This is a genomic window from Tersicoccus mangrovi (genome assembly GCF_036881825.1).
In the GTDB taxonomy this organism is placed as follows: Bacteria; Actinomycetota; Actinomycetes; order Actinomycetales; family Micrococcaceae; genus Tersicoccus; species Tersicoccus mangrovi.
On record NZ_JBAJMW010000014.1, the window covers coordinates 1 to 5,746 of the forward strand.

General features: G+C 72.9%; 6 protein-coding genes. All 6 read left to right on the forward strand.

What is annotated here, in order from left to right; genetic code table 11:
• The first annotated feature begins 82 nt into the window (after positions 1–82).
• The 6 genes from V6N00_RS17100 to V6N00_RS17125 all read left to right on the forward strand — a co-directional run bounded on the left by V6N00_RS17100 (position 83) and on the right by V6N00_RS17125 (position 5,592).
• Positions 83–1,201: a DMT family transporter gene (locus V6N00_RS17100; RefSeq protein ID WP_334234299.1), complete on the forward strand. Its 1,119-nt coding sequence runs from the start codon at positions 83–85 to the stop codon at positions 1,199–1,201.
• 157 nt (positions 1,202–1,358) lie between these two features.
• Entirely contained in the window at positions 1,359–2,741 is a 1,383-nt protein-coding gene (locus tag V6N00_RS17105) for a glycine--tRNA ligase (RefSeq protein ID WP_334234301.1), read from the forward strand.
• Positions 2,738–3,646 carry a GNAT family N-acetyltransferase gene (locus V6N00_RS17110; protein ID WP_334234303.1) on the forward strand — a complete coding sequence of 303 codons (909 nt, stop codon included), beginning with the start codon at positions 2,738–2,740 and terminating at the stop codon, positions 3,644–3,646. The genes V6N00_RS17105 and V6N00_RS17110 overlap by 4 nt, the downstream gene beginning before the upstream one ends.
• A 358-nt stretch (positions 3,647–4,004) precedes the next feature.
• Positions 4,005–4,535: a universal stress protein gene (locus V6N00_RS17115; protein WP_334234305.1), complete on the forward strand. Its 531-nt coding sequence runs from the start codon at positions 4,005–4,007 to the stop codon at positions 4,533–4,535.
• Entirely contained in the window at positions 4,532–5,215 is a 684-nt protein-coding gene (locus V6N00_RS17120; protein WP_334234307.1) for a fluoride efflux transporter FluC, read from the forward strand. Before V6N00_RS17115 ends, V6N00_RS17120 begins: the two co-directional genes overlap by 4 nt.
• The gene (locus V6N00_RS17125) at positions 5,215–5,592 is read left to right on the forward strand and encodes a fluoride efflux transporter FluC (RefSeq protein WP_334234308.1); all 378 of its coding nucleotides are present in this window, start codon (positions 5,215–5,217) and stop codon (positions 5,590–5,592) included. Before V6N00_RS17120 ends, V6N00_RS17125 begins: the two co-directional genes overlap by 1 nt.
• Positions 5,593–5,746 lie beyond the last annotated feature (154 nt).

Genomic DNA, 5,746 nt, shown 5'->3' on the forward strand with positions numbered 1-5,746 from the left:
ATCGTGCCGACCAGGAGCCCGTTTCCTCACCCCCACCCCACCGTCGGCAACGTCATGACCCACAACACCTAGGCTGGAGGGTGTGACCTCCGACCGCACGAGCCCCGACGCCACCGCGACCGCCCCGACCCAGCGCCAGCATGCGGGCGGGCACGGCATCCCCGCGCCCGTCGGCGTCCTGCTCGCGATCGTCGCCGGCATGTGCTTCGCGCTGCAGTCCCGGATCACCGGGGCCGTCGCGGCCCAGCTGCACGACGGGTTCGCCGCGGCGGCCCTGAGCTTCGGCTTCGGGGCCGTCCTGATGGTGATCGGGGTCGCGGTGATCCCCGCCGGACGCCGGGCCCTGGGCCGGCTGCGAGGCGGGCTGCGCGAGGCGAATCCGCCCGTCTGGTATCTCGTCGCCGGCGCGATCGGCGCGAGCGTCGTCCTCGCCCAGGGGGTGACCATCGGCGTCCTCGGCGTCGCCATCTTCACCATCGCCCTCGTCGCGGGCCAGACGATCAGCGGCATCCTCGTCGACGCCACCGGCTTCGGCACCCACCAGCGCCGCCGTCCGACGCTGCCCCGGTCCGTCGGCTCGGTGCTCACCATCGTCGCCGTCGTGTGGGCCGTCGAGTCCCGCTTCACGGGCGGCACGGACCTCGGCTCGATCCTGGGCCCGCTCCTCTTCCCCTTCATCGGCGGCCTGTTCTACGGGTTCCAGCAGGCGATGAACGGGCGCATCGGCCGCGTCGCCGGCACCCCGATGATCTCGGCGCTGACCAACTTCACCGTCGGCGCGCTCGTCCTGATCCTCGCGTGGGGCATCAAGCAGCTCGCGACGCCGGCGCCCGCCGCCCTGCCCGGACAGTGGTGGGCCTACCTGCCCGGCCCGCTCGGCATCACCGTCATCTCGCTCAGCGCGATGCTCGCGCCCCGCCTCGGCGTCCTGCTGCTCGGCCTGGGCATCATCGCCGGGCAGCTGGTCGGTTCGCTGGGCTTGGACGTCATCGCCCCCGCCGCCGGGACCCACGTCGCCTTCTCCACCGTCGGCGGCACCGCGCTGACCCTCGTCGCCGTCGCCGTCGCGACCCTGCCGTGGCGGTCCCAACGGCGCTTCGCGGATGCCGGGCGCCGCGCCCGACAGGACCGGGAGCAGCACGGGAACGACGACGCCGCCGCCCCGGGCACCCGCACCGACGCGGACCGGCCTGCGCGGTAGGGTGGTAGCTGCCTTTCCCGAGCCAGCATGACGCAGCCCGTCGGGCCGAGCCCACCCCGTGGCGCACCCGTGCGCACGGCGGCGTGACGGCCCCGGGACGGCGTCCCCGGCCTGGGCCCGCATCCAGCGGCCACGACCCCATTGGAGCTCTCACCTCATGCCAGCATCCCGCCTCGATTCCGTCATCAACCTGGCCAAGCGCCGGGGCTTCGTCTTCCAGGCGGGTGAGATCTACGGCGGGTCCCGCTCGGCGTGGGACTACGGCCCGCTCGGCGCGGAGCTGAAGGAGAACATCAAGGCGGCCTGGTGGCAGACGTTCGTGCGCGGCCGGGAGGACATGGTCGGCCTCGATTCGTCGATCATCCTGCCCAAACGCGTGTGGGAGGCCTCCGGCCACGTCGCCACCTTCACCGACCCGCTCGTCGAGTCCCTGCACACCCACAAGCGGTACCGGGCGGACCATCTGGTCGAGGCGTACATCGCCAAGCACGGCCACCCGCCGGTCAACGGCCTCGCCGACATCCGCGACCCGGAGACCGGCCAGGAGGGTAACTGGACCGAGCCGCAGCAGTTCTCCGGGCTGATGAAGACCTTCCTCGGCCCGGTCGACAACGAGGAGGGTCTGCACTACCTGCGTCCCGAGACGGCGCAGGGCATCTTCGTCAACTTCCTCAACGTCGTCACCGCTGCCCGCAAGAAGCCGCCGTTCGGCATCGGGCAGGTCGGCAAGGCGTTCCGCAACGAGATCACGCCGGGCAACTTCATCTTCCGCACCCGCGAGTTCGAGCAGATGGAGATCGAGTTCTTCACCGCGCCGGACGAGGCGAACCGCTGGTTCGAGCACTGGGTCGAGTCCTGCTGGGACTGGTTCGTGGGCCTCGGCATCAACCCGGACAACATGCGCCGTTTCGACGTGCCCGAGGACGAGCGGGCCCACTACTCGGCGGGCACCATCGACCTCGAGTACCGGTTCGGCTTCCAGGGCAACGAGTGGGGCGAGCTGATGGGCGTCGCCAACCGCACCGACTTCGACCTGACCAACCACTCCGACGCCTCGGGCACGAAGCTGCAGTACTTCGACCAGGTCAGCGGCGACCGGTACACCCCGTACGTGATCGAGCCGTCCTTCGGCCTGACCCGGTCGATGATGGCGTTCCTCGTCGACGCGTACGCCGAGGACGAGGCCCCCAACGCCAAGGGCGGCGTCGACAAGCGCACCGTGCTGAAGCTGGACCCGCGGCTCGCCCCGGTCAAGGCCGCCGTGCTTCCGCTCTCCCGCAACGAGACCCTCTCGCCGAAGGCGCGGGACCTCGCCGCCGAGCTGCGCAAGCGCTGGAACATCGACTTCGACGACGCCGGCGCCATCGGCCGCCGCTACCGGCGACAGGACGAGATCGGCACCCCGTTCTGCGTCACCGTGGACTTCGACACCCTCGAGGACCAGGCCGTGACCATCCGCGAGCGGGACACCATGGGCCAGGAGCGCGTCTCCCTCGATCAGGTCACCACCTACCTGTCCGAGCGGCTGGCCGGCGCATGAGCATCACCTACCGGCCGTGGGCCGAGGGCGACGACCTCGAGCTGCTGCAGATCCTCGGCGACGCCTCCCACCCGGCGCTCGCGGAGGGGAGGGCGCTCCTGCGGCCCGCATCGGAGAGCCCGTTCGTGCGCACGATCGTCGCCGAGGACGACGGCGTGCCCGTCGCCGCCGGCGTCGTCAGCGAGGCCTCCGTGCATCCGGAGCGGCTGTGGGTCTACATCGAGGTCGCCCGCGAGCGGCAGCGCGAGGGCATCGGCTCCACGCTGCTCGCGATGCTCAAGCAGGAGATCGGCGGCGCTCCCGTGCAGCGGCTGCGCGGGAAGGTCGCGCTGGACTCGCCCGGCGCGACGTTCGCCGCCTCCGCCGGCTTCGGCCCGCTGCAGCACTCGCAGATCGTCGTCGTGAACCGCCAGGCGCTGCCGCTCGTGCCGCTGCACGAGGACGGCTCCCAGGTGATCGAGGACCTGGCCACGGGTTCGGTCGAGCTGACGACGGCGTTGTGGGAGTTCTACCGGTCGGTGCACCAGTGGGACCCGCCGGCGGACCTGTCCGTCGGGCGCGTCAACCAGCTGTTCCTCGGTGAGGCCGCCGGCGCGCACGGCGCCGTCGTGCTCCGTACGAACGGTTCGATCACCGCGTTCGCCGTCAGCTACGCCGCCGCACCGCCGGACAACCCCGCCCTCGACGCCCCGACGGACGAGCCGACCGACGTGCTGCTCGGCTGGGACACGACGGCGCACAACCCGACGTTCGCCCTCGAGCAGCTGCTCGCGCTGCTGGTGGCCAGCTACCCGGTGGCCCTCGAGGTGGACGAGTCGATGGGCGATCTGGCGGACCTGGTTGCGCCGCTCGTCGCCGACGGCCGCGCCGAGGTCGTGCAGCGCACCCTCGTCGTCGCCGACTGACGCCCGGACACACTGCACCGCTGCCTTCCCGCTGCGCTCCATCCCACGACTCTCCGAGAGGGATCGGGATCTGACGTCAGGTCCCGAAAATTCACGGCGTGTCGTGGGATGGGGCGATGCGGCGATCCGGCTGCGCCGCGTCCGTCCGTGGCCCCGGGCTGCGTCGTCGTGTGCCCGGGTGGTTCAATGGGAGCGGCGTCACCGCCACGGACCTCGGTCGCGGTCGGCGTCACGGCGGTGGGGCCCGCCGTCCCCAACCTCGGCCGCACGGTGTTCGCGCGGTTCCGACAACGGTCCCTGTCCCGTCATCGGGCTGCTCGTCCTCGGGTGGCCCCGTCACCCCGGACAGGAGATTTCCGTGCCCGCCTCGCCTCGCTCGCCTTCCCCCGGTGATCGCGCCGTCGTCGTCGGCGTCACCGATCACCAACCGGCTGCCGTGCTCGACACCGCCGCGGACTTCGCCGTCAGACTGGGCGGGCCGCTGATCCTGGTCGCCGCCGATCCGACGCACCTTCCGGCCGACCCCCGCACCGCCGCGGACCCCGACGCCCCGGTGGTCGCGCTGGATCCCGACGAGCAGGACGACGACGCCCGCCCGCGCCTGCGCGCCGCGCTCGAGGAGCGGGTCGCCGCCCTGCGCGCGGACCGGGACCTCGACCCGTCCATCCGCCTCCTGCCCGGTGACCCGGCGGACGCCCTGGCCGCGGTGGCGCAGGCCGTCGGGGCGCAGCTCATCGTCGTCGGCACTGCTGACCGGTCCTTCCGCGCCGGCGTGCGGGAGTTTTTCGAGGGATCCGTGGCCACCCACCTGGCGCACCGGCAGCCGGTGCCGGTGCTCGTGGTTCCGAGCCCTGACGTGCCGACGGCCCGGACGCGGGGCCGCGCGTGAGCGAGCGACGGATCGAGGAGACGGACAGCACGGAGACGGCCAGGACGGCCAGGACGGCCGGGCTCGCCGCGTCGGTCGGCCGGAGTGGTGCCGACGCGGGGCGGACGTCCGACCCGATCGACCCCGACACCGGGGGACCGGAGACGGCTGCCCGCCGGCCTCGTCCGGCATCCCGGCCGGACTCCGCGCGGCCCGCACGCCACCGGCCGGTGCACCTGCGGCTGCGCTGGGTGCTGCTCGTCGCACTCGGCGGGATGATCGGGACGGGCGTGCGGGAGGCGCTCTCGCTGACGTTCCCCGCCCCGCCGTACGGGTTCCCGCTCACCGTGTTCGGCATCAACGTGGTCGGGGCGTTCGTGCTCGGCTGGCTGCTGGAGTCTCTCGCCCGGCGCGGGCCGGACGAGGGTGGCCGGCGCGCCGCGCGGCTCGGCATCGGCACCGGGGTGCTCGGAGGGTTCACGACCTACAGCGCCCTGGCCGTCGACACGGCCCAGCTGGCGGGGACCGCAACCGGCGTCGGGCTGCTCTACATCGCCGGAAGTGTGCTCGTGGGGACGATGACGGCGTGGACCGGCATCGCGACGGCCGCGGCAACGGCACACCGGTCCGCATCACGCCGGACGGCCGGGCGCGGGACGGTCGACCGGAGCGGCTCGGGCTCGAAGGGGGCGGCGTCGTGATCGGGTCGGCCCTGTTCCTCGGCATCGCCGCGTGCGGCGGTGTGGGCGCGGCGCTGCGGTTCGTCGTCGACGGTCTCGTCCGCGCGCGCACCCGGGGCACGTTCCCGTGGGCGACGGTGCTCATCAACGTGACCGGTTCGCTGCTGCTCGGCGTCGTCACCGGTCTCGCCGCCGCGCACGGGCTGGACCGCACCTGGGTGCTCGTGCTCGGCGGCGGACTGCTCGGCGGCTACACGACCTTCAGCACCGCGAGTGTGGAGACGGTGCGCCTCGCACAGGGCCGCCGGCGGCTCGCGGCCGCCGGCAATGCGGTGGGCACCGCCGTCGTCACCGTCGGCGCCGCCGCGCTCGGCCTCTGGCTCACCGGCGCCCTCTGACCCCCACCCCGTTCCGCTGACTGGTCAATAGATGTCGGTCTCCGCCGGCCGGTTCAGGGGGTGAGTGCGACTGTGGTTATCAGTTCGTCGAGTGTCTCACTGGGGGTGGCTCCGTGGAGGATGACGCGGGGGCGGGCGTTGAGCATGTCCTGGA